General features: G+C 63.2%; 17 protein-coding genes. 10 read left to right on the top strand and 7 right to left on the bottom strand.

Annotated features, from left to right (window positions below):
• Nucleotides 1-16 precede the first annotated feature (16 nt).
• Nucleotides 17-175, bottom strand: a complete 159-nt coding sequence (locus AC0JZ4_RS00085; RefSeq protein WP_471884442.1) for a hypothetical protein — start codon at nucleotides 173-175, stop codon at nucleotides 17-19.
• On the opposite strand from AC0JZ4_RS00085, the gene ccmI reads away from it, so the two are divergent.
• From ccmI to AC0JZ4_RS00040, 9 genes are all read left to right on the top strand, one after another.
• On the top strand, nucleotides 174-1442 hold the full coding sequence (gene ccmI / locus AC0JZ4_RS00080; protein ID WP_471884441.1) for a c-type cytochrome biogenesis protein CcmI: 1269 nt from the start codon (nucleotides 174-176) through the stop codon (nucleotides 1440-1442). The two genes, AC0JZ4_RS00085 and ccmI, sit on opposite strands and share 2 nt — an antisense overlap.
• Nucleotides 1439-1969 (top strand): cytochrome c maturation protein CcmE, encoded by a 531-nt coding sequence (ccmE, locus tag AC0JZ4_RS00075; RefSeq protein ID WP_471884440.1) that lies wholly within the window; start codon nucleotides 1439-1441, stop codon nucleotides 1967-1969. The genes ccmI and ccmE overlap by 4 nt, the downstream gene beginning before the upstream one ends.
• A complete protein-coding gene (locus AC0JZ4_RS00070) occupies nucleotides 1966-3963 on the top strand; it encodes a heme lyase CcmF/NrfE family subunit (protein WP_471884439.1) in 1998 nt (665 codons plus the stop codon). The genes ccmE and AC0JZ4_RS00070 overlap by 4 nt, the downstream gene beginning before the upstream one ends.
• Nucleotides 3960-4433 carry a cytochrome c-type biogenesis protein gene (locus AC0JZ4_RS00065; RefSeq protein WP_471884438.1) on the top strand — a complete coding sequence of 158 codons (474 nt, stop codon included), beginning with the start codon at nucleotides 3960-3962 and terminating at the stop codon, nucleotides 4431-4433. The genes AC0JZ4_RS00070 and AC0JZ4_RS00065 overlap by 4 nt, the downstream gene beginning before the upstream one ends.
• A 291-nt stretch (nucleotides 4434-4724) precedes the next feature.
• Nucleotides 4725-4925: a hypothetical protein gene (locus AC0JZ4_RS00060; RefSeq protein ID WP_471884437.1), complete on the top strand. Its 201-nt coding sequence runs from the start codon at nucleotides 4725-4727 to the stop codon at nucleotides 4923-4925.
• Between the two features lie 218 nt (nucleotides 4926-5143).
• Nucleotides 5144-6685, top strand: coding sequence for a Do family serine endopeptidase (locus tag AC0JZ4_RS00055; protein ID WP_471884436.1), 1542 nt, complete (start codon nucleotides 5144-5146; stop codon nucleotides 6683-6685).
• Nucleotides 6686-6844: 159 nt separating this feature from the next.
• A complete protein-coding gene (locus AC0JZ4_RS00050) occupies nucleotides 6845-7597 on the top strand; it encodes a response regulator transcription factor (RefSeq protein ID WP_471887731.1) in 753 nt (250 codons plus the stop codon).
• Nucleotides 7598-7636: 39 nt separating this feature from the next.
• Nucleotides 7637-9028, top strand: a complete 1392-nt coding sequence (locus tag AC0JZ4_RS00045; RefSeq protein WP_471887730.1) for a sensor histidine kinase — start codon at nucleotides 7637-7639, stop codon at nucleotides 9026-9028.
• A gap of 230 nt (nucleotides 9029-9258) precedes the next feature.
• The gene (locus AC0JZ4_RS00040; protein ID WP_471884435.1) at nucleotides 9259-12210 is read left to right on the top strand and encodes a bifunctional [glutamine synthetase] adenylyltransferase/[glutamine synthetase]-adenylyl-L-tyrosine phosphorylase; all 2952 of its coding nucleotides are present in this window, start codon (nucleotides 9259-9261) and stop codon (nucleotides 12208-12210) included.
• 183 nt (nucleotides 12211-12393) lie between these two features.
• Here the strand turns inward: AC0JZ4_RS00040 and AC0JZ4_RS00035 are convergent, their stop codons facing one another.
• Together AC0JZ4_RS00035 and pepN are read right to left on the bottom strand one after the other, a co-directional pair.
• Complete coding sequence (locus AC0JZ4_RS00035; protein ID WP_471887729.1) at nucleotides 12394-14736, bottom strand: PAS domain-containing sensor histidine kinase; 2343 nt, start codon at nucleotides 14734-14736, stop codon at nucleotides 12394-12396.
• A 317-nt stretch (nucleotides 14737-15053) separates the two neighbouring features.
• Nucleotides 15054-17702, bottom strand: coding sequence for an aminopeptidase N (gene pepN, locus AC0JZ4_RS00030; protein WP_471884434.1), 2649 nt, complete (start codon nucleotides 17700-17702; stop codon nucleotides 15054-15056).
• 450 nt (nucleotides 17703-18152) lie between these two features.
• Between pepN and AC0JZ4_RS00025 the strand changes: the two genes are divergently transcribed.
• Complete coding sequence (locus tag AC0JZ4_RS00025) at nucleotides 18153-19091, top strand: DMT family transporter (RefSeq protein ID WP_471884433.1); 939 nt, start codon at nucleotides 18153-18155, stop codon at nucleotides 19089-19091.
• Nucleotides 19092-19120: 29 nt separating this feature from the next.
• On the opposite strand, the gene AC0JZ4_RS00020 is transcribed toward AC0JZ4_RS00025, so the two are convergent.
• The 4 genes from AC0JZ4_RS00020 to AC0JZ4_RS00005 all read right to left on the bottom strand — a co-directional run bounded on the left by AC0JZ4_RS00020 (nucleotide 19121) and on the right by AC0JZ4_RS00005 (nucleotide 21908).
• The gene (locus AC0JZ4_RS00020; RefSeq protein ID WP_471884432.1) at nucleotides 19121-19264 is read right to left on the bottom strand and encodes a hypothetical protein; all 144 of its coding nucleotides are present in this window, start codon (nucleotides 19262-19264) and stop codon (nucleotides 19121-19123) included.
• Nucleotides 19265-19298: 34 nt separating this feature from the next.
• The gene (locus AC0JZ4_RS00015; protein ID WP_471884431.1) at nucleotides 19299-19490 is read right to left on the bottom strand and encodes a hypothetical protein; all 192 of its coding nucleotides are present in this window, start codon (nucleotides 19488-19490) and stop codon (nucleotides 19299-19301) included.
• A gap of 169 nt (nucleotides 19491-19659) precedes the next feature.
• Complete coding sequence (locus tag AC0JZ4_RS00010) at nucleotides 19660-20535, bottom strand: uracil-DNA glycosylase (RefSeq protein WP_471884430.1); 876 nt, start codon at nucleotides 20533-20535, stop codon at nucleotides 19660-19662.
• Between the two features lie 80 nt (nucleotides 20536-20615).
• Nucleotides 20616-21908, bottom strand: a complete 1293-nt coding sequence (locus AC0JZ4_RS00005) for an Hsp70 family protein (RefSeq protein WP_471884429.1) — start codon at nucleotides 21906-21908, stop codon at nucleotides 20616-20618.
• Between the last annotated feature and the right edge of the window lie 231 nt (nucleotides 21909-22139).

Below are 22139 nucleotides of genomic sequence, written 5' to 3'. Positions count from 1 at the left end.
CAATCGTGAATTTGATTTAGGTCATTCCCGCCTGTCGGCATTTGCTTAAGTCTTGAAAAGTTCTAAAAGCCAGACCGACAAAGCGGTCGCCGGTTTCAGTGGAGCGTTTCACATTCACGTCAACGGCGGTCGGCTTGTTGGAAAGCCCTTGGCCGTTGCAGTAATTGGCGAACATGATTTTATGGATCCTTCTCGCGCTCCTGACCGCGTTGGTCGCGGCGGCGCTGCTTTACCCGCTCCACCGCCGTGGGGCAGAGCCTGCATCCGAACATGCGGGTGAGGTCGCGGTGTACCGCGACCAGATGAAGGAGCTGGATCGCGATCGTGCCGACGGCCTGATCAGCGCCGAGGATGCCGAATACGCCCGCGCCGAGATCGGCAGGCGCCTTCTGGCCGCCGCCGGAAAGGCTGAGGCGGAGGATGTCGCCAAGGGTGGTTTCCGCCGTTTTGCGATCGTCTCCGTGACGGTCGTGCCGCCGGCCATCGGTCTCTGTCTTTACATCATGCTGGGCAGCCCAGGTTTGCCCGATCAGCCGCTGGAAGCGCGGCTGGAGAACCCCGGCAACGACATGTCGCTGCTGGTCGCCAAGGCAGAGCGGCACCTGGCGCAGAACCCCAATGACGGGGCCGGCTGGGATATCCTCGCACCGATCTATTTCCGCACCGCAAGGCTCGGCGATGCCGAGATGGCCTATCGTAACGCCATTCGCTTTAATGGCCCGAGCGCGGCGCGGCTTTCCGGCCTCGGCGAAACACTGGTCGCGGCAAGCGACGGGATCGTCACCGAGGACGCCCGTTCGGCTTTCGAAGAAGCTGTGAAGCTTGAGCCGGGCGATGTGCGCGCGAAATTTTATGTCGGCCTCGGCTTCGAACAGGCCGGTCGTGCACCGGAAGCACTGGCGGCGTTCGAGGAGATTGCCCGGACCTCTCCGCCCGATGCACCATGGCTGACGCTGGTGCGCGAGCATATCGCCAAGAATGGCGGTGCGGCCCAGGCGGTGCAGCCTCCTGTGCAGGCACCGGCACTGAGCGGCCCGACGGCCGACGACGTGGCGGCGGCGGAGAATATGTCGCAGGGTGACCGGCAGGAGATGATCCGCGGCATGGTCGACAGCCTTGCGGCGAGGCTTGAAGATGAGCCGGGCAATATCGAAGGCTGGCTGCGGCTGGTAAGGTCCTACATGGTGCTGGGCGACAAGGACAAGGCGCAGGCGGCGATGACGAACGGACTGTCGCATTTTCCGCAGGACGGGCCGGAGGGCAGGCAGCTTGCAGCGCTGGCCGCGCAGGCCGGATTGTCCGCTGAGGCGACCGGTACCGCAGCGCCTGCGGCTTCGACACCCTCGATGCAATCGGCGCCGCAGGGCGCAACGCCCGCCCCGCAGGGCCAGATCTCCGCCCCGCAGGGCCAAACCTCCGCCCCGCAGGGAGTGAATCAATGACGCGCAAACAGAAACGGCTTTCGGTCATCGCGGGCGGCATGAGCTTCATCATCGTCGCGGTTCTGCTGGTGATGTTCGCCTTCTCCCAGTCGGTTGCCTATTTCTTCATGCCGGTCGATCTGCAGACCGCCAACCTGCAGCCGGGAACGCGTATTCGCCTGGGTGGTCTCGTCGAGGCCGGGTCGGTCGAGCGCGGGCAGGGATCGACGGTGCGCTTCACCGTGACCGACGGCAAGGCGACGGTGCCGGTGAGCTATACGGGCATTCTGCCCGACCTGTTCCGCGAGGGGCAGGGCGTCGTCACCGAAGGTTCGTTCGATGCGGCGACGCACTCCTTCGTTGCAGACAGCGTGCTGGCCAAGCATGACGAGAACTATATGCCGAAGGAAGTTGCCGACCGGCTGAAGGCCGACGGGGTGTGGGAAGACGGAACGGGTTCGGGCATGGCACCGGCCAAGACGCCGGACGCGCAGCAGGAGACGCCTGCCGCGAAAAATGGGCAGGTTGTGGGGAGTACGACGCCATGATCGTCGAAATCGGTCATTACGCGCTGGTTCTGGCACTGGCGACGTCCATCATCGTCTCGACCCTGCCGGTTCTCGGCGTAAAGCGTCGTGATACGGGCATGATGGCGCTCGCCTCGACCGGTTCGCTGGTGATGTTCGGCCTCGTTGCACTGTCCTTCGCGGCGCTGACCTGGGCTTACGTCGTCTCCGACTTCTCGGTGAGGAACGTCTGGGAGAATTCCCACTCGCTGATGCCGCTGATCTACAAATACACCGGCGTGTGGGGCAACCACGAAGGCTCGATGCTGCTCTGGCTGCTGACGCTGGTGTTCTTCAGCGCGCTGGTGGCGCTTTACGGCAGGAACCTGCCGGAGACCTTGAAGGCCACGGTTCTCGCCGTGCAGGCCTGGATCTCTACGGCCTTCCTGCTGTTCATTCTGCTGTCCTCCAATCCGTTCGCAAGGCTTTCGCCCGCGCCCGCCGAGGGGCAGGACCTCAACCCGGTTCTGCAGGATATCGGCCTCGCCATTCATCCGCCGCTTCTCTATCTCGGCTATGTCGGCTTCTCCGTCTGTTTCTCGTTTGCGGTTGCGGCCCTGATCGAAGGCCGCATCGACGCGGCATGGGCGCGCTGGGTGAGGCCCTGGACGCTGGCCGCCTGGACGTTTCTGACCGCCGGCATCGCCATGGGCTCCTACTGGGCCTATTACGAACTCGGCTGGGGCGGCTGGTGGTTCTGGGACCCGGTCGAAAACGCCTCGTTCATGCCCTGGCTTGCCGGCACGGCATTGCTGCATTCGGCACTGGTGATGGAGAAGCGCGAGGCGCTGAAGATCTGGACCGTGCTTCTGGCGATCATGACCTTCTCGCTGTCGCTGCTCGGCACCTTCCTGGTGCGTTCGGGCGTGCTGACATCGGTTCATGCATTTGCCACCGACCCGTCGCGCGGCATTTTCATTCTCTGCATTTTAGGCATCTTCATCGGCGGTGCGTTCACGCTGTTTGCCTGGCGTGCGCCGACCCTGAAGGCAGGCGGCCTGTTCGCGCCGATTTCGCGCGAGGGATCGCTGGTTCTCAACAACCTGATCCTGACGGTCTGCACCGCGACCGTTCTGACCGGAACGCTCTATCCGCTGGTTCTGGAAACGCTGACGGGCGAAAAGATTTCCGTCGGCGCGCCCTTCTTCAACATGACCTTCGGCCTGTTGATGATCCCGCTTCTGCTGGTCGCGCCGCTCGGGCCGATGCTGGCCTGGAAGCGCGGCGACATTCTCGGCGCATTGCAGCGTCTGTGGGTGTTCGCGGGTCTGGCGCTGCTGGCCGGACTGGTGATCTGGTACATGCAGAACGGCGGGCCGATCCTGGTGATCTTCGGCCTTGCGCTTGGCTGCTGGGGGATGTTCGGCGCGATTGCCGACATCTGGTATCGCGGCAATTTCGGCAGGCTGCCGGTGATGACCTCGATCCGCCGCGTCAAGGGCCTGCCGCGCTCGGCCTGGGGCACGGCGATCGCTCATTTCGGGCTTGGCGTGACGGTGATCGGCGTTGTTGCCGCGACCGCCTTCAGCACCGAGACGGTGGTCGAGATGAAGCAGGGCCAGACGGCGGATGCCGGCGGTTACACACTGGTCTTCGACGGGTTCCGCGAGGCTGTCGGCCCGAACTATACCGAGGAGCGCGGCCACTTTACCGTCAGCCGTGGCGGGGCCGCGATTTCCGACGTCTGGTCGTCGAAGCGCATCTATACCGCCCGCCGCATGCCGACGACCGAGGCAGGCATCCTCACCTTTGGCCTCAGCCAGCTCTATGTCTCCCTCGGCGATCCGATGGATGGCGGCGGCATCGTCGTGCGCATCTGGTGGAAGCCGCTGATCCTGTGCATCTGGGGCGGTTCGCTGATCATGATGCTGGGCGGGTTCGTGTCGCTGTCGGATCGGCGTCTGCGGGTCGGTGCGCCGACGAGGAAGGCGAAACCCGTCAAGGCGGGTAAGCCTGTGATGGAGCCGGCGGAATGATGGGGCTCTTTCGTCGCGTCACGCTTGCAGTCGTCTTGATGGCTGCATGCTTTACCTCGCTGCCGGCGCTCGCCGTCAACCCGGACGAAGTGCTGAGCGACCCCGCGCTGGAAACTCGGGCGCGGCAGATTTCGGCGCATCTGCGCTGCATGGTCTGCCAGAATCAGTCGATCGACGATTCGAACGCGGAGCTTGCTAAGGACCTGCGCGTCCTGGTGCGCGAGCGGCTGACCAATGGCGACAGCGACGATCAGGTGATCGATTATGTCGTCTCGCGTTACGGCGAATTCGTGCTGCTCAACCCGCGCCTGAGCACGAAGACGATCATTCTGTGGGCAGCGCCGATCGGGCTGCTCGTGATCGGCATCTTCGCCATTCTGCTGTTCATCCGCAGCCGCCCTTCGCAGAAGCTGGTGGCACCTCTGACGGATGAAGAAAAAGCCCGGATCGACGAGCTTTCCAGGGGCTGAGCTGCTTTTTCCGATTGCGACCGCAGGCCTTGCGGACGGTTTCCCGTCCGTTGCCTGATGGCGTGCGGCTTGCTGATGCGGCTGTGACGGCTGGTCCGCCGGACCGATGCCGGCAGGCCCGATAACGCTGTTCCGGTATCATTGCGACATTTTCGACCGCGATCGGCTTTATGGCTGGTCGTGGTCTTTTTCTGCTTGTCAAACAACGGGATATCAGTTTAGAATAATTCTAATTTCATGAATTCGGGTCTCAAGTTTAAAGGCCCGAGATAACCCGAAGGAGATTTTCTCATGTCGAATACTGCATCCTGCAAGGCCTGCTCGTTCTACGAAGATCACGCTGCGAACGGCGGTGCTGCTGTCGAGAACGCCGGTCTCTGTCGTTTCAACCCGCCGGTTTCGCAGCCGGACGCCAACGCTCGCGGCCTGTGGCCGATCGTTGCTTCCAACGACTGGTGCGGTCACTTCGACGACGAGGCTGCGGCTGCCTGATTGGCGGCTAAAAGATCTTCGAAAGGGCGGGCCTATGGCTCGCCTTTTTTGATTCCAGCCGCCGGCACATGGCGTGCGGCAGGGCGAACATTACGAACATTTCATGCGGCAGCCACCTGCAGTTAAGGTGACGGCGCCTATATCTCAGTCATCCAACGACGCCGGGACAATCAAGACCGGCCAGATTGAGTGACGAAGAGAAGAAGGTAGCTTTCACCATGAACGCATTCAAGCGTCCCTCCCTCAAGACAGTGCTGCAGACCTCGACCGTTGCCGGCCTTGCCGCCGTCATGCTGGCGACCGGTATTCCCGCACAGATCACCTCGTCCTTCGCCGCGCCGGTTTCCGTCACCGCGCCGCAGGCTCCGAGCTTTGCCGATGTCGTATCGGCCGTTTCTCCCGCGGTCGTATCGGTTCGCGTCCAGTCGGACACCCAGCCGGTTGCCGACGAGGGCAGCAATTTCTCCTTCAACGGCCGCGGCTTCGACCAGCTGCCGGACGACCACCCGCTGAAGCGCTTCTTCCGCGAGTTCGGTGGCCCGCAGGGCGGACCGCGCGATCGTGACCGCGCCGAACGCGGTGGCCCGCGTCCGCACCACCTGCGCCCGACCGCGCAAGGCTCCGGCTTCTTCATTTCCGAGGATGGCTATGTGGTGACCAACAACCACGTGGTGTCCGACGGCCAGGCCTATACGGTCGTGATGAACGACGGGACCGAACTTGAGGCCAAGCTCGTCGGCCGCGACAGCCGCACCGACCTCGCCGTCCTCAAGGTCGATGCGTCGAGCCGCAAGTTCACCTATGTCGACTTTGCCGATGACAGCAAGGTTCGCGTCGGTGACTGGGTCGTTGCCGTCGGCAACCCCTTCGGTCTCGGCGGCACGGTGACAGCCGGTATCGTTTCGGCCCGCGGCCGCGACATCGGCTCCGGCCCCTATGACGACTATATCCAGGTCGACGCGGCGGTAAACCGCGGCAACTCGGGTGGCCCGACCTTCAACCTCGAAGGCCAGGTCGTCGGCATCAACACCGCGATCTTCTCGCCGTCCGGCGGCAATGTCGGTATCGCCTTCGCCATCCCGGCTTCGACGGCGCGCGACGTGATCGCCGACCTGATGAAGGACGGCAAGGTCGAGCGCGGCTGGCTGGGTGTTCAGATCCAGCCGGTGACGCAGGACATCGCCGACTCGCTCGGTCTGAAGGACGCGACCGGTGCGCTGGTCGTTGCCCCGCAGGAAGGCTCGCCGGGCCAGAAGGCCGGCATCCGTCAGGGTGACATCATCCGCGCCGTCAATGGCGACCCGATCAGGGATGCGCGCGATCTGGCCCGCAAGGTTGCCGCTTTCGGCCCGAACACCAAGGTCGATGTCGACCTGTGGCGCGACGGCAAGGAGCAGACGCTTCCGGTGACGCTCGGCAACATGGCGACCGACGAGGCAACCAATGCAACCCCGGAACAGCCTGACGCGCCGGCTCCGGCCAGCGAACAGGCGCTCGCCGACCTCGGCATCACGGTCGCTCCGGCCGAAGATGGTTCCGGCCTCTCGGTGACCGATGTCGATCCGGATAGCGAAGCGGCTGCCCGTGGCCTGAAGAACGGCGAGAAGATCCTCTCCGTCAACAACAGGAAGGTCGAGAGCGCCAGCGAGATCGGCCAGGTGCTTGACGCTGCCCGCAAGGACGGCCGCACCCGCGCGCTGTTCCAGGTCGAGGCCGACGGCACGAGCCGCTTCGTCGCTCTGCCGATCGACCAGGGTTGATCGTGACGTTGAGCCCGCGGCGGTGGCACCTCCAGGCCTGACCGCGGGACGATGTTCGCACAAGCATTCAGAAAGGGGCGCCGCCGGCAACGTCGGCGCCCCGCCTTGTTTCAGGAGTTCAACATGCAGACCCCAGTGAAGATGATGGCTTCAGAGAAGATGATGTCCGGCGTTTCCTCCAGGGCCGACGATTCCGATGGTGCAAATTCGTCTGCCGAGGCTATTGTCCCGCACATGAAGATTCTTGTTATCGAAGACGACCTGGAAGCTGCTGCCTACATGACAAAAGCCTTCCGCGAGGCCGGCATTGTAGTGGACCATGCGAGCGACGGGGAAAGCGGCCTCTTCATGGGGGCCGAAAACAGCTATGACGTGCTGGTGATCGACCGCATGCTGCCGCGCCGTGACGGCCTTTCGGTGATCAGCGAGCTGCGCAAGCGCGGCGTCAACGCGCCGGTTCTGATCCTGTCCGCCCTCGGCCAGGTGGACGACCGGGTGACGGGCTTGCGCGCCGGCGGCGACGACTATCTGCCGAAGCCTTACGCGTTTTCGGAACTCCTTGCCCGCGTCGAGGTGCTGGGACGGCGCAAGGGCGCGCCCGAACAGGACATGGTTTACCGCGTCGGCGACCTCGAGCTCGACCGGCTGTCCCATGAGGTGAAGCGCGCCGGCAAGGATGTGCTGCTGCAGCCGCGCGAATTCCGCCTGCTCGAATATCTGATGAAGAACGCCGGTCAGGTCGTGACCCGCACCATGCTGCTGGAAAACGTCTGGGACTATCACTTCGACCCGCAGACCAATGTCATCGACGTGCATGTGTCGCGGCTGCGCTCCAAGATCGAAAAGGATTTTGACCGGCCGCTTTTGAAGACCATTCGCGGCGCCGGCTACATGATCAAGGACGAGGGGTAGCTCCGCTTGTTCTCCCGCATCTCCAAGCGTGCCCGCCTCATGTTCCGCTCCACGGCCGTGAGGCTGTCGGCGCTTTATATCCTTCTGTTTGCGCTCTGCGCCGCCTTTCTCGTCTTTTATGTCACGGCGCTTTCGGAAAAGACGCTGGTGCAGCAGACCCGCCAGACGATCGAGGAGGAAGTGGCTGATATCCAGCGCGCGTATAATCGCGGCGGCGTCAACCTGCTGCTGCGCATCATGGAGCGGCGTGCCCGCCAGCCGGGTGCGAACCTCTATGTGATCGCCGGTCCCAACGGCGAAATGCTGGCCGGCAACGTCTCCTCGGTTCAGCCGGGCGTGCTGGACAACCAGGGCTGGACGAACCTGCCGTTCTCATACGAACCCTATGCCGAGATCGGCGGCCCGCGCCGTCATCTTGCCATTGCCAACGTGCTGCAGTTCGACAACGGGCTGCGGGTGATGATCGGCCGCGATCTCGGCGATCCGAGCCGCTTCCGATACATTGTTCGTCAGGCGCTGATGGTGGCGCTTGCGATCATGGGACTGGGTGCCTTGATCATCTGGTTCGGCATCGGCCGCAACGCCTTGAAGCGCATCGACCGGATGTCGGCGGCAAGCCGCAAGATCATGGCCGGCGACCTTTCGCAGCGCCTGCCCGTGGGGCGCTCGGGCGACGAGTTCGACCGGATGTCCGGCTCGCTCAACGCCATGCTTGGGCGCATCGAGAAGCTCAACGAGGGCTTGCGGCAGGTCTCCGACAATATCGCCCATGACCTGAAGACGCCTTTGACGCGTCTGCGCAACAAGGCTGCGGATGCGCTGGGCGAGGAGGACGAGGATGCCCGCAGGACAGCACTTGAAGGCATCATCGCCGAATCCGACCAGCTGATCCGCACCTTCAACGCTCTTCTGATGATTTCCCGCGTCGAGGCTGGATCGATCGCGGCGGAAATGTCTGCTGTCGATCTGTCGGCGGTCTCCGCCGATAGCGCCGAACTGTACGAGCCGGTGGCGGAGGAGGCGGGGATCTCGGTGGTGACGGAGATCGCGCCGGGGATTTCGGTGAACGGCAATCGCGAGCTGATCGGCCAGGCGATGTTCAATCTGCTCGACAATGCGATCAAATATGCGGTCGAGGGCAATGGCGCGCCGGTGATCGGCGTGACGCTCGCGTCGGGCGATGGAGCGGTGCGGCTGTCGGTGTCGGACAACGGTCCCGGCGTGCCGGAGGCGAAGCGTGGCGAGGTGACGAAGCGGTTCGTCCGCCTGGATGCCAGCCGCTCAAAGCCGGGCACGGGGCTGGGCCTGTCGCTGGTCGAGGCGGTGATGGAACTGCATGGCGGCACGCTGGAGCTTTCTGCGACCGACGAGAAGAATACCGAGGCGCCGGGGCTGACGGTGACGATGGTGTTTCCGGTGGTGAAGGGCTGAGCTTGCGACCGGGGAGGTGGCGATTTGCGTCTGCCGGTTTCTTAAAAAGGCAACGGCCCCTCACCCTAACCCTCTCCCTGCGGGCGGAGAGAGGGGACGTGCCTCGCTCAGTGTTTGAGATGAAGGCAAAGGTGGTGCAACATCGGCCTTCGCCCCGCTAGCGGGGAGAAGGTGCCCGCAGGCGGATGGGGGGCTTCGCGGAACCGAAGTCAGGCAGCAGGGAGGAAACCATGGAAGCCGAAAAACGGCTCGAGAGCGTGGCCGACGGTGTCATCCGGCGGCTGAACCAGGCTGAGGCGAAGGCGGCGCTCGCCGTGTTGAAGGATGTGGCGAAGGCCGAGCCTTCGGTGGCCGCGATCGTCAAGGCGGACGGGCCGTTGAAGGATTTCCTCGTCGCTTCCCTTTCGCTCTCTCCCTATCTGCGCGATGCGGCGAGCGTGACGCCGAGGCTGTTGGCAGAGGCGATTGCCGGGCCGCTGGATGCGACGCTTGCGGCGCTGGTCGAGACGGCGCGCAACGCGTGGCGGGGCGCGGGAGATGGCGCAGCGCCGAGCGAGGGCGACGTGATGACGGCGCTGCGGCGCGCAAAACGCGCCTTTGGCTTCATCCTCGCGCTGGCCGACCTTGCCCGCATCTTTTCGGCAAAGGAGACGACGCGCTGGCTGAGCGAGTTCGCCGAGGCTTGCGTGGCGGCGGCGATCGACCATCTGCTTCTGTCTGCGCATGCGGGAGGCAAGCTGAAGCTTGTCAAACCGGATGAGCCGAGCCGCGGCTCGGGCCTGATCGTGCTCGGCATGGGCAAGCTCGGCGGGCGGGAACTGAACTATTCCTCCGATATCGATATCGTCGTTTTCTATGACCCGGAGGCGGGCATTCTGGATGATCCGCTCGATGCATCGGAGACCTATGGGCGGATGATGCGCCGGCTGATCCGCATCCTGCAGGATCGCACGGCGGATGGGTATGTCTTTCGCACCGATCTGCGGCTGCGCCCCGACCCCGGATCGACACCGCTTGCCGTCTCGATGGATGCGGCTCTCATCTATTACGAGGGCAGGGGGCAGAACTGGGAGCGGGCGGCCTATATCAAGGCGCGGCCGGTGGCAGGCGATATCGCGGCGGGCGAGAATTTCCTGAAACTTCTGACGCCCTTCGTCTTCCGCAAATATCTCGACTATGCGGCGATTGCCGATATCCACTCGATCAAGCGGCAGATCCATGTGCATAAAGGACATGGTGCGATCGCCGTGAAGGGGCATGACGTCAAGCTCGGTCGCGGCGGCATCCGCGAGATCGAGTTCTTCGCCCAGACCCAGCAACTGATCGCCGGCGGCCGCATGCCGCCGCTCAGGACGCGCGAGACGCAGGTGGCACTGGCAGCCCTTGCCGAGGCGAAATGGATCAAGCCGGAGATCGCGACGGCGCTGACCGAAGCCTACTGGTTCCTGCGCGATGTCGAGCACCGGATCCAGATGGTGCATGACGAGCAGACACACAAGCTGCCCGATGATGACACGGAGCTGAAGCGCATCGCTTATATGATGGGCTTCACCGATCTTGCAGGCTTCTCGAAACGGCTGGAAAATACCTTGAAGACTGTTGAACGGCGTTATGCGCGGCTGTTCGAACAGGAGGAGCATCTTTCCGGTGTCGAGGGCAATCTTGTTTTTACCGGCCAGAAGGATGATCCCGACACACTGAAGACGCTGGCCGAACTCGGCTTCGAGCGGCCGGCGGACATGTCGCGGATGATCCGCACCTGGCATTCCGGCCGCTACCGCGCCACACATTCCGTCGAGGCACGCGAGCGGCTGACGGAAATGATGCCGGCGCTGCTCAAGACCTTCGGCGAAAGCAGGCGGGCGGACGAGGCGCTGCTGCGCTTCGACGGGTTTCTGAAGGCGCTGCCGGCCGGTATCCAGTTGTTTTCACTGATCGGCAGCAATCCGCCGCTCCTGTCGCTGATCGTCACGATCATGGCATCGGCTCCAAGGCTGGCGGATATCGTCGCGTCAAAACCGCATGTCTTCGACGGTATGCTCGATCCCGGCCTGATGGCCGAACTGCCGACGCGCGATTATCTGGCGAGGCGGCTGGAGCATTTTCTCGTCTCCTCGCGTCACTACGAGGACCGGCTCGATCGGCTGCGCATCTTCGCCGCCGAACAGCGGTTTCTGATCGGCGTGCGGCTTCTGACCGGGGCAATCTCGGGCGACGATGCCGGGCGTGCCTTCACCCATCTTGCCGACCTGTTGATCGAAGCGGCGCTTTTGGCCGTCAAGGTAGAGATCGAGGCGACGCACGGGGCCTATCCGGGCGGACGGGTGGCGATCATGGGCATGGGCAAGCTTGGTTCCTTCGAGCTGACCGCCGGGTCGGATGTCGACCTGATCCTCCTCTACGACTACGACACCGAGGCCTACGAGAGCGACGGTGCAAAGCCGCTCGATGCGCAGCGCTATTTCACCCGCCTGACGCAGCGGCTGATTGCGGCCCTTTCCGCGCCGATGGCGGAGGGCGTCGTCTTCGAGGTCGATCTGCGCCTGCGCCCCTCCGGCAACAAGGGGCCGGTGGCGACGCGGATCACTGCCTTTGAAAAGTACCAGCGGGAAGAAGCCTGGACCTGGGAGCATATGGCGCTGACGCGCGCGCGGCTGGTTTGCGGCGACGAGAGCCTGATGGGCGAGGCAAGGGCGGTGATTGCGGACGTGCTGTCGGTTGAGCGCGAGGGCAGGAAAATTGCCGCCGATGTCGCGGAGATGCGCGGCCTGATCGAGGAGGAGAAGCCGCCCCGCGATATCTGGGATCTGAAACTCGTTCCGGGTGGATTGATCGATATCGAATTCATTGCCCAGTATCTGCGGCTGGTCGCGCCGGAAAAGGGTGAAATGCTTGAGACCTATGGGCTTTCGACGGAGGAAGCGTTGAAGGCGCTCGGCCGGCATGTGCTTGGCCCCGCCGATCTCGACACCTGCCTTGAGGCCTTGTCGCTGTTCACCGAGCTGTCGCAGATCATCAGGCTCTGCGTCGATGGTGCGTTCGATTCAACCGATGCGCCGGCGGGACTGGTGGAGCGCATCTGCCGCGCCGGCGACTGCCCGGATATGGGCACGCTGGAGGGAGAGGTGAAGCGGCTTTCGGGCGAGGTGAGGGAGGTGTTTGCGAGGGTGGTCAAGGATTGAGGTGGGCGTTGGCGTCTGGAGCCGCCCTCATCCGCCTGCCGGCACCTTCTCCCCGCAAGCTGGGAGAAGGAAGCAAGTCTCGAGGCCGCTGTCTTCCCTCGCCCCGCTTGCGGGAAGAGGGTGCGCCAAGCAAAGCGGAGGCACGGGTGAGGGGGCGGCCGCTCCGCGCTGAACCTGTAACTTTCACGCCACCTTGCGCACCGGCTCGGCAATCGCGTGGGCCGGGATGAACAGCGAGACGGCGGTGCCCTTGCCCATCTTGGAGCGGATGCGCATCTTGCCGCCGTGCAGCGCCACCAGCGAGCGGGAGATGGCAAGCCCGAGGCCGGAGCCGCCCTTGCTCTTGGCGTACTGGCTCTGCACCTGCTCGAACGGCTGGCCGATCTTGGAGAGGGCGTCGCGCGGGATGCCGATGCCGCTGTCGGCGATCGTCAGCATTACGCCCCTGTCCATCCGCCGGGCGCGCAGCTCGATCTTGCCGCCTTCGTCGGTGAACTTCACCGCGTTGGAAAGAAGATTGAGCATGACCTGCTTGAGCGCGCGGCGGTCGCCTATCATGTCGAGTGCCTTCGGCAGCTGGCGATGGATGGCGATGTTCTTTTCCTGCGCGGCGATGGATGTGAGGCGCAGGCTCTCTTCGATCAGCGGTGAAAGGTCGACCCGTTCCGACTGGATGCGCATGTGGCCGGCCTCGATCTTCGACATGTCGAGAATGTCGTTGATGACGTTGAGGAGATGGCGGCCGCTGTCGTGGATATCGCGGGAATATTCACCGTATTTCGATGAGCCGAGCGGGCCGAACATGCCGTTCATCAGGATTTCGGAGAAGCCGAGGATGGCGTTGAGCGGCGTGCGCAGCTCGTGCGACATGTTGGCGAGGAATTCCGACTTGGCCTTGTTGGCGGCCTGCGCCCGTTCCTTTTCCGCCTGGTAGGCGGCGTTGGTCTGCGACAGTTCTTCCTTCTGGCGCTCTAGCTTCTTCTGCGAGGCGGAGAGGTCGCCGATCGTCGCCATCAGCCGGCGCTCGCCGTCGCGCAGACGATCCTGCTGGCGTTTCAAAAGCGTGATGTCGGTGCCGACCGAAACCGTGCCGCCGTCACGGGTGCGGCGCTCGTTGATCTGCAGCCAGCGCTCGTCGGCGAGCTGCACTTCGGTCGTGCGCGAAAACCCGCTGCCGTCCGCGTCGGCGACGCGGCGCTCGATCACCGGGCGGGCCGCTGCCGTGTTGACGAGGGTGCGCTCGGTACCGGGGACCAGCACATTGTCCGGCAGGCCGTAGGCATCCTGGAAGTGGGTGTTGCACATCACGAGACGGTCGTTCTTGTCCCACAGCACGAAGGCTTCCGAGGTGCATTCGATCGCGTCGGCGAGGCGCTGGTCGGCCTCGGCATAGCGCTGCGCCAGACGATGCTGCTCCGTCACGTCCATGGCGATGCCGATGACGTGGACGCGGCCGGACGCATTGCGGATTACCTGGGCGCGGGCGCGCATCCAGACATAGTGACCGGCCGCGTGGCGCATGCGGAACACCTGGTCGATCTGGCGCGCATCGCCGCGGCCGATGGAGCGGGCAAGCGAAAAGATATTGCCGTCGGCCGGGTGCATCATCCGCGCTGCGTCCGAGAACGAGATGACGCTGCCCTTGGCCGGCAGGCCGAGCATTTCATACATCGAGCCGGACCAGAAAAGGCGGCGGTTGGCGATGTCGAAATCCCACAGGCCGCAGCGACCGCGCGAGAGCGCCGTCTCGATCCGCAGGTTCGCCTCGACGAACGTGTCGTCGGCATCGCGCGCCCGTTTCACCTGCACGTAATAGGCATAGAGGATGACGAGAAGGATGGCGGAAATGCCGGTGTAAAGCGTGACGTTGAGCGAGATTTCGCTGCGCAGGAACGACTGGGTCGCGCCGAGCGAATGGGCCGCGACGACGAGCGCGCCCTCGGTGCCGATCGGCTGGATCGAGGCGTAATGCGGGGTTTCGCCGAAATAGGTCTCGATGATGCTGCTCGGGCCATTGAAGCGACGAAGGGCCGCCGTCTCCGGCAGAAGCGAGGCGAGGCGGCGGCCGATATAGGCGGCCGCGTCCTTGGAGCCGCCGAAGACGAAGCCGTTGCGGTCGACAAGCAGGGTGAAGGCGCCGTGGGCCTGCGCATCGGTGGAGACGAAGCCGGCGAGGCGCGCTTCGGCAGCGCTGCGGTTGGCCGCGTCGAGGAGGTTTTCATGACCGGTGAAGACGGCCCTGGCGGTGGCGGCCATGAGGGCGGTGGACTGGCGCGCGGCATCTTCCATGCGCGCATTCTCGCCAAGGATGCCGAGTACGCGCGACGCCGCGACGACGACGAGGAAGGCGAGGATGAGCAGCGGGATGCAGCGCTTCAGCGCCAGTTCGACACGCGGCATCGGTCGTGTGATCGGCTTGACCGCGAATTGCGCCTCATCCGGGAAGCGGCTTTTCGCGCCGTTCGCCCACGGAAATTTAAGGCGCAGCCGATCTCCGGCCGCGGTTGCCCGCTGCACGCTCGATATCGTGTTCATATGGTCCCTCGTGACGATTCGATGCGCCGCCCGCCCGAATCTGCCCTAATGAATCATAGAGTGATTCTCTGTGTCCAGAGGCTTGGTAATAATTTGTTAACCATATGAAATTCGATGGTTTTCCGACCCTTTGTGGGTGCAAATCACCTGCGGCTCAGGGCGGATTTTGGATGTGAGATTTCGGCGCGCGTCAAGCGAACTGCGCCAAAATGTGACGGGCGCATCAAGAAATGTATCGGCCGGACAGATCCGGCGAGATGCGGTCGCTGCGCCGGCTTTGAAAAGCGGCGCAGCGAGACCTGCAAAGATCAGCCTTCGAGCATGCGCCCGACGATGTCGCTGACATCGGTAGACAGGCCGGCAGCCTGCCGGATCGTCGAAAGTGCTGCACGTGCCTTGTCCGCACGGCCCTTTTCGAGCGAGCCGAACGAGCGCATCGAGGTGAGGATGCGGGCGGCGAGAAGCGGGTTCTTCGGATCGATCGCGAGGATCTGCTCGGCGAGGAAGTCATAGGCCTTGCCGTCTGCCCGGTTGAAGCCGGTTGGGTTGGCGAAGGCGAATGTGCCGACCAGCGAGCGGACGCGGTTCGGATTGCCGGCGTTGTAGCGCGGGTTGTCCATCAGTCCCTTGACGCGGGTGAGCGCATCGGCGCCCGGTATCGTCGCCTGGACCGAGAACCACTTGTCGATGACCAGCGGATTGCCGTCGAAACGGGTCAGGAAGCTGGCAAGCGCTGCCGTCGTTTCCGCGGCATCCGGGAAGCGGTGCGCAAGCAGCGTCAGCGACTGGGCCAGATCCGTCATGTTGTCGGCGGCACCGAAAGCCTCTGCCGCACGCTGCGGGCTCTGCTCGGCGTAGATCAGGTAGGACAGCGCGATATTGCGCAGCGAACGCTTGCCGGCGTCCGTTGCATCCGGCGAATAGGCGCCTTCGGTCTTCATCTCGTCGTAGAGGCTGACGAAGATCGCTTCGCCGGCCTTGGCGATCGCCTCGTGAACAGTCTTGCGGCCGGCATGGATCGCGTCGGGATCGATATCGCTGCCCAGCGCACGGCCGATATCGGCTTCGCTCGGCAGGTTGAGCACCTGGGCGCGGAAGGCCGGTTCGAGGGTCGCATCGCCGGCGCATTCCAGAAGTGCGGAGACGAAGGCGGTATCGCAGCTGACGTCGCGGCCCTCGCGTGCATCGCGGGCCGCCTGGACAAGGTTCGGCATGGCGAGATCGGACAGCGCCTGCCAGCGCGAGAAGAGATCCGTATCATGCCGGGCAATGTGGACGAGATCGGCCGTCGGCTGATCGAAGGAGAGGTTGATCGGTGCCGAGAAGGAGCGGTTGAGCGATAGGACCGGGCGCGACGCGATACCTTCGAAAGTGAAGGTCTGGGCGCGCTCCGTCAGGTGCAGGATGCCATCCTTGAACTCGCCGCCGGAAACGGCGGTCGGCTCGGCGATCGCGCCATTGTCGAGGATGAGCGCGGTCGACAGCGGAATATGCAGCGGTTCCTTCACCGGCTGGCCGGGTGTCGGTGCGACCGTCTGTTCGAGCGACAGGGTGAAGGTGGCGCTCGCCGCATCATAGGCGGTCGAAACGCTGACGAGCGGCGTGCCGGCCTGGACATACCAGCGGAAGAACTGCTTCAGGTCGCGGCTGGACGCTTCTTCGAAGCAGGCGATGTAATCTTCGACCGTGACGGCGCCGCCATCGTGGCGCTCGAAATAGAGGTCCATGCCGCGGCGGAAATCATCGCGGCCGAGAATGGTCGCGATCATGCCGGTCAGCTCGGCGCCCTTCTCGTAGATCGTCGTCGTGTAGAAATTGTTGATCTCACGGTAGATGTCGGGGCGCGGCGGGTGTGCCAGCGGGCCTGCATCTTCCGGGAACTGTTCCGACTTCAGGTGACGGACATCGGCGATGCGCTTGACGGCGCGCGAGCGCATGTCGGCGGAAAACTCCTGGTCGCGATAGACCGTCAGGCCTTCCTTCAGGCAGAGCTGGAACCAGTCGCGGCAGGTGATGCGGTTGCCCGTCCAGTTGTGGAAATATTCGTGCGCGATGATGCGCTCGATATTGGCGTAATCCTGATCGGTTGCCGTTTCCGGGTCGGCCAGCACGTACTTGTCGTTGAAGACGTTGAGGCCCTTGTTTTCCATGGCCCCCATGTTGAAGTCGGAGACGGCGACGATCTGGAAGATGTTGAGATCGTATTCGCGGCCAAAATGCTCCTCGTCCCACTTCATCGAGCGCTTCAGCGCATCCATGGCATAGGCCGCGCGCGCTTCCTTGCCGTGCTCGACATAGATCTTCAGCGCGACTTCATTGCCGGATATCGTCTCGAACGTGTCTTCGATGACGCCGAGATCGCCGGCGACGAGCGCGAAGAGATAGGCGGGCTTCGGATGCGGGTCGAACCAGGCGGCAAAGGCGCGGCCTTCGTCATAACCGGCGCCGCCGAGGAAATTGCCGTTCGACAGCATGACCGGGTTGGCTGCCTTGTCACCGATGATGGTGATCGTATAGGGCGCCAGAACATCCGGGCGGTCGGGGAAATAGGTGATGCGGCGGAAACCTTCTGCCTCGCACTGGGTGCAATAGATGCCATTGGTGCGGTAGAGACCCATCAGCTGGGTATTGGCTTCCGGATTGATGAAGGTGGTGATCGTCAGTTCGAACGGCGCATCCGCCGGCAGGTCGCGGATTGTCAGGCTGTCGGGCGTCGCGTCATACTGGCCGGCCGGCATTTCCTTCTGGTCGAACAGCAGGCCGGACAACGTCAGCTCGTCGCCGTCGAGCACCAGAGGCAGGCCGGCATCGACGCCTTCGCGCCGGTGGAAGATCAGCCGGGCGTCGACCCTGGTATTGGTCGGGTCTAGCTCAAACGTCAAATCCACGCGTTCCAGGACAAAGTCAGTGGGGCGGTAATCTGCCAGATGCACGATCTGACCCATATCTGTTCGCATGATTTTTCCTGGACCGGCTTATCGAATGGACGCGGCTGCGGGATGCCTGCCCCCGATTAGACCGGCACGTTCCCCAACGCCGCGGGCATCATTGCACCCAATGCTAAACGATTGTTGAACTCGGCTTAAATTAAATTGTCGCAGCGTCAGTATAAGGCGTCAATTTGGAGCAACGTCGTGCGCAATCGCGACAATTATTATGCCCTTGCCTGCCAATCCGCGGTGCGATTATGGGGGCCGGAAGGACCGTTCTCTGTGGGGCATTCATGAGTTCCGGGACGCGGCCGCTTCAATCCGTCCTCGTAATCGGATCTTATCCTTTTGTGGCAAGGATGCGTTTTACCATACGCCGCGGCACTTTTACGTTACTGTTGCCGGCGAATCTGAACTATCCCGTCGCCGCGCGCATGTTTCCGATCGAAGCGGACTGCAATCCGCAAAGAGTCCCTGATGAATGCTGATGCCCACAATCCCCTTCGCGGGATCATGTTGAAAGTCTCCTCCGTCGTCGTATTCGTGATGATGCAGACATGCATCAAGGCAGTCGGCCCGGACATTCCGGCAGGGCAGATCACCTTCTATCGTTCGGCTTTCGCGCTGGTGCCGATCTTTGCCTACCTCGCTTTCCGCAAGGAACTGCGCCACGCCTTTCATACGACAAGCCCCCTTGGGCATCTGAAACGCGGCACGCTCGGCATCATGGCCATGGCCTTCGGCTTTTACGGCCTCATTCACCTGCCCATGCCCGATGCGATCGCCATCGGCTATTCCATGCCGCTGATCGCCGTCGTCTTTGCCGCACTGATACTGAAGGAGACGGTGCGGCTTTATCGCTGGAGCGCGGTGGCGGTCGGCATGGTCGGTGTGGTGATCATTTCCTGGCCGAAGCTGACCCTTTTCAATGCGGCGGGCGCGGGATCGGAACAGGCGCTCGGCGCCATGGCCGTGCTGATGGCGGCGGTGATGGGCGGCTTTGCGATGATCCAGGTGCGCCAGCTGGTGCGCACTGAAAAGACCTCGACGATCGTGCTCTATTTCTCGCTGACGGCGGCGATCTTTTCGCTTGTCAGTATTCCCTTCGGCTGGGAAAGCCTGACCGGGTACGAGCGCATGTGCCTGATCGGCTCGGGTTTCTTCGGCGGTCTGGGGCAGATCCTGCTGACGGAAAGCTACCGCCACGCGGATGTTTCCACCGTAGCGCCCTTCGAATACAGCTCGATCATTCTGGGGATTGCCATCGCCTATGCGCTGTTCGGCGACATTCCGACCGCCAACACGCTGATCGGCACCGCGATCACCGTCTCGGCCGGCATTTTCATCATCTACCGCGAACACCAGCTCGGGCTGGAGCGCAAGGCGGCGCGCAAGGCATCACCGCCCGGCGCCTGACGCGGGCGGCGTTTCGATCAGGCTTGATATCAGAGCGGGATGCCCGACGAGGGCATGCGGGCGTCCGGTTTGCCGGTGGTCGCAGCGGAATACTCGCGCGATGCGTTCACGGCAGCGCCGATCAGACGGAGATTTTCGCGAAACGCACGGAGCGGAAGAAGGATCCTGGTCATGTCTTTCTGGCTCCTTATCAGGTTGGCTGATGTCTCAGCGTGCGCGGAAGTCGGCGAAAATCGCAGCCGGGCGGGTGATCCCCGTCGGACGTGACATTGCGCGCGATGTCGTCGGTACGTTGCCGGCAGAGCCGAAACGATGGTAGCCCTGCGTCGAACGCGGGCCGACACCGGCTGCATTGGGCATTTCGAGACCCGAATAGATCGGGCGAAAACGGATGGTCATTGCCTTGGTCCTTAAATGGTCCCTCCCAAGACATGTTCGATAATGCTTATAAAACGGTGATTCCGCAATGCGGCACAACGCCACGCTGCCATGCATTTACTGCATGACTGCATTCATAATGCAGTAATAAATCGCCGATTTTCAGGTTTCCTGCACGATAAATGTGCAGTCAATGCTTGGAAATATTGCTTTTGAACGTCAGCAGATCTTGCCAGGCCAGGGCTTTGTTTGCCGGTGCTGCCAGCAATTCCTGCGGATGGAAGGTGGCGAGGGCCGGGATTTCCATCTGCCCCACCGTTGCTGTCTTCCATTCGCCGCGCATGGTGTGGATCGTGCCGCTGCCGCCGATGAAGAAGCGTGCCGGAAAATTGCCGAGCAGGAGCAGCCTTTGCGGCCGAGCAAGTTCGATCTGACGCGCGATGAACGGCGTGCAGATATCGAGTTCCGCCTGTGAGGGCATGCGATTGCCCGGTGGACGCCAGGGGATGACGTTGGTCAGCAGTACGCCGGCGCGTGAAAGCCCGATGGCGGCCAGCATGCGGTCGAGAAGGTCTCCGGCGCGACCGGAAAAGGGCGAGCCGTCGCGATCGTCCTCGGCATTCGGCATGGGGCCGATGATCATGATGCCGGATGCCGCGTCGCCCGCTGCAAACACGGTGGAGCGGGCGCTGTTCTTCAGGTTGCAGCCGGCAAAGGCCTCGATCGCGGCTTTCAGGTCGTCGAGCGACTGCGCGCTGCCGGCGGCAAACTGGGCGGCGGATACGGCACCGCCGTCCGGGACGGCGACCGAGGGCGAAAACGTCGGCGCGGGGGCGGCCGGACGGCTGTGGCCGTTGGCATTGCCGGGCGAGGCGGCCTGCCCGCCACGCTGATCGCCGGCGGGGGCTGGAGCACGCGCCTGTGCTCTTGCTGCCTTTTGCTGCTCGAACTCGGCAAGCCGGTCGAGCGGCTCGTCTTCCAGCATCCATTCGACCCCAGCATCCGCATAGAAATGCAGAAGCGCGGCAAGTTCGGCCGGATCTAGGTTGGAAGCGCTGGGGTTCATGGGCACACCCTATAGCATGACGGCGCCGGGTGGGAACGGGGATAGTGCCGCTTGCACTGCCCCTCCCGGCAATTTGCGCCTTATGCCGCCCACTCGCTCACATCGTCGCTTTCGCCGATCAGCGCCAGACCGTGGGCGATCGACAGGAGCTCGCCGCCGCTTTCGATCTTGTCGGCATCGAAACGGCGGGTGAAGATCTGTCGCACGGCCGGCACGAAGGACGTGCCACCGGTGAGGAACACCTTGTCGACGTCTGCCGGTGCGGTGTTCGTCTTGGTCAGCACATCGTCGAGTGCGCCTTCGATCTTGGCCAGATCATCGGCGATCCAGGTTTCGAAATCGGCGCGCTTGACCACTTTCCGTCCGGCCTTGCCAAGCGGTGAAAAGTTGAACTCCGCCTCTTCGGCGGCGGACAGCGCCATCTTCGTCGCCGAGATCGACTGGTAGAGCGGGTAGCCCTCGTCGTGTTCGACGAGTTCGATGAACATTTCCAGCTTGTCCGGCTCGGTTGCCGAGCGCACCAGCGACTTCAGGTCGTTGAACTCGCGGGTTGTCTTGAAGATCGACAGCTGGTTCCAGCGCGAGAAATTGGCATAGTAGCTGGACGGGACTTCCAGCACCTTGTCAAAGCTGCGGAAGGACGAGCCCTTGCCGATTTCGGGGGCGACGAGATGCTCGATCATCTTGGCGTCGAAATGGTCGCCTGCAATGCCGACGCCCGAATGGCCGATCGGCCGGGCGGTGAGCTTGCCGGCGACACGCTCGAAACGGATCAGCGAATAGTCGGTGGTGCCGCCGCCGAAGTCGGCGACCAGAACATTGGCATCGCTCTTCAGCGTCTGGGCGAAGTAATAGGCGGCCGCGACCGGTTCGTAGACATAATAAATCTCGGGAAAGCCGAGACGGGTCAGTGCCTCGTTATAGCGCTCGGTCGCCAGCTTCTCGTCCGGGCTTGCGCCGGCAAAGTGGACGGGACGGCCTGCGACGAGCCGCGAGACTTCGTCCGGCCAATGGCCTTCCGCATAGGTCTTCAGGCGCTTGAGAAAGACCTCCATCAGGTCTTCGAACGTATGGCGGCGGGCAAACACGAGCGTGCCCTGGAACAGCGGGCTTGCGGCGAAGGTCTTGATCGACTGCAGGAAGCGGGCGTCTCCCGGATTGTCGATGAACTGGCGGATCGCGGCCTGGCCGGCTTCCACCTTCAGCGCTTGCGCGCCGAGCTGCGCATCCTTCATGAAGGAGAGCGCTGTGCGCATCGAATCCGTCTCGCCGGCGCTGCTGGAAAAGCGCATCGAATGTGTCGTGCTGCCGCTGTCAGCCAGCGCCATAACGGTATTGGTCGTGCCGAAGTCAAGCCCGAGCGCCCGTGCCATGGCCGTGCTCCTTTATTCTATATCGAAATCGTTGAACCGGGGACGCCCCAGACGCGAAAGCCGACGCTGCGTGGCGCCCGCCCTTTTTGAGAGGGCGCCTGATGCCACAGGAGGCGCGGCAAGGCAAGGGGCGACGAGGCGGATGATCAATACGAAAAGGGCGCAAGGTAACCTTGCGCCCTTTTGGATATGCGTCGGTAGGCAATGCCGATTGTGGATCAGGCTTCGGCG

The organism is [Rhizobium] kunmingense (assembly GCF_977018605.1).
This window is presented reverse-complemented; position numbering and strand designations above follow the sequence as displayed.

What these genes read in the sequence shown, in the direction of transcription:
- ccmE (WP_471884440.1), top strand. Translation starts at nt 1,439, where the DNA reads ATGACGCGCAAACAGAAACGGCTTTCGGTCATCGCGGGCGGCATGAGC.
- AC0JZ4_RS00045 (WP_471887730.1), top strand. Translation starts at nt 7,637, where the DNA reads ATGTTCCGCTCCACGGCCGTGAGGCTGTCGGCGCTTTATATCCTTCTG.
- AC0JZ4_RS00055 (WP_471884436.1), top strand. Translation starts at nt 5,144, where the DNA reads ATGAACGCATTCAAGCGTCCCTCCCTCAAGACAGTGCTGCAGACCTCG.
- AC0JZ4_RS00005 (WP_471884429.1), bottom strand. Translation starts at nt 21,908, where the DNA reads ATGGCACGGGCGCTCGGGCTTGACTTCGGCACGACCAATACCGTTATG.
- pepN (WP_471884434.1), bottom strand. Translation starts at nt 17,702, where the DNA reads ATGCGAACAGATATGGGTCAGATCGTGCATCTGGCAGATTACCGCCCC.
- AC0JZ4_RS00050 (WP_471887731.1), top strand. Translation starts at nt 6,845, where the DNA reads ATGATGTCCGGCGTTTCCTCCAGGGCCGACGATTCCGATGGTGCAAAT.
- AC0JZ4_RS00040 (WP_471884435.1), top strand. Translation starts at nt 9,259, where the DNA reads ATGGAAGCCGAAAAACGGCTCGAGAGCGTGGCCGACGGTGTCATCCGG.
- AC0JZ4_RS00060 (WP_471884437.1), top strand. Translation starts at nt 4,725, where the DNA reads ATGTCGAATACTGCATCCTGCAAGGCCTGCTCGTTCTACGAAGATCAC.
- AC0JZ4_RS00065 (WP_471884438.1), top strand. Translation starts at nt 3,960, where the DNA reads ATGATGGGGCTCTTTCGTCGCGTCACGCTTGCAGTCGTCTTGATGGCT.
- AC0JZ4_RS00015 (WP_471884431.1), bottom strand. Translation starts at nt 19,490, where the DNA reads ATGACCATCCGTTTTCGCCCGATCTATTCGGGTCTCGAAATGCCCAAT.
- AC0JZ4_RS00020 (WP_471884432.1), bottom strand. Translation starts at nt 19,264, where the DNA reads ATGACCAGGATCCTTCTTCCGCTCCGTGCGTTTCGCGAAAATCTCCGT.
- AC0JZ4_RS00085 (WP_471884442.1), bottom strand. Translation starts at nt 175, where the DNA reads ATGTTCGCCAATTACTGCAACGGCCAAGGGCTTTCCAACAAGCCGACC.
- AC0JZ4_RS00010 (WP_471884430.1), bottom strand. Translation starts at nt 20,535, where the DNA reads ATGAACCCCAGCGCTTCCAACCTAGATCCGGCCGAACTTGCCGCGCTT.
- AC0JZ4_RS00070 (WP_471884439.1), top strand. Translation starts at nt 1,966, where the DNA reads ATGATCGTCGAAATCGGTCATTACGCGCTGGTTCTGGCACTGGCGACG.
- ccmI (WP_471884441.1), top strand. Translation starts at nt 174, where the DNA reads ATGATTTTATGGATCCTTCTCGCGCTCCTGACCGCGTTGGTCGCGGCG.
- AC0JZ4_RS00025 (WP_471884433.1), top strand. Translation starts at nt 18,153, where the DNA reads ATGAATGCTGATGCCCACAATCCCCTTCGCGGGATCATGTTGAAAGTC.